The organism is Streptomyces murinus, from assembly GCF_002154555.1.
In the GTDB taxonomy this organism is placed as follows: Bacteria; Actinomycetota; Actinomycetes; order Streptomycetales; family Streptomycetaceae; genus Streptomyces; species Streptomyces murinus.
In genome coordinates this window covers 1-658 of the sequence record NZ_MUNF01000363.1, presented here as the reverse complement: position 1 = coordinate 658, position 658 = coordinate 1, and the positions used below count along the sequence as shown (strand labels likewise).

General features: G+C 70.8%; 2 pseudogenes. Both read right to left on the bottom strand.

Annotated elements, in window-relative coordinates:
- Positions 1-13: 13 nt before the first annotated feature.
- Positions 14-241 (bottom strand): annotated as a pseudogene (locus tag CCN72_RS41420) (nuclear transport factor 2 family protein); the annotation flags it as partial.
- A 58-nt stretch (positions 242-299) separates the two neighbouring features.
- Positions 300-658, bottom strand: a pseudogene (locus CCN72_RS21835) (serine/threonine protein kinase); the annotation flags it as partial.

The window sequence follows — 658 nt, the reverse complement described above, 5'->3', positions numbered from 1 at the left end:
CGACGGCGTTGGTGGCCAGGTGCACGGTCCGGTCGAACAGGGCCATTCCCCGGCGGACATGGGCCAGCAGGGCGGGGCGCCCGTGGACGGTGCCGATGGGCATCTCCGCGGTGACGTCCTCGGTGTGGAACGCGCGCGCCCACTCCTCGTCGAAGTCCCCCTCGTCCAGGGAGCGCAGATAGCGGTCCATCAGGTCGGTGATCTCGGCGCGGTCGGTCAGGGCGCGCACCTGGCGCCGCATCTCTTCGGTGTCCATGACGGAAGGCTCCTCCCTCAAGCATGCTTGAGGTCAAGGCTGGTCAGCCGGTCTTCGTCAGTTCGGCCACCGGGTGGCCCTCCGACTCACTCTCCGAGGTGTACTTCAAGTGGTCGCCGACCGGGGTCAGTTCGATCTGGTGGGGGGCGGGGTCGCAGCCGGGGTGGTTGTCCTTCGCGCCCACCGAGGTCGCGAGGAGCCGCGTCCCGGTGACCTTCTTCAGGGTGAGCAGATCGGTGCAGACGGCGCCGATCTGGTCGGTCTGGCGCAGCTGCCCCAGGGACTCGCCCACCCGGGCCTGGTGGACGGTGACCCGGAAGGTGCCCATGGGCAGGGTGCCGCCGAGCCCGGCGGCCTTGCCCTCCCAGGTGCCGAGGTAGCGGGCCGGGACGGCACCACCGG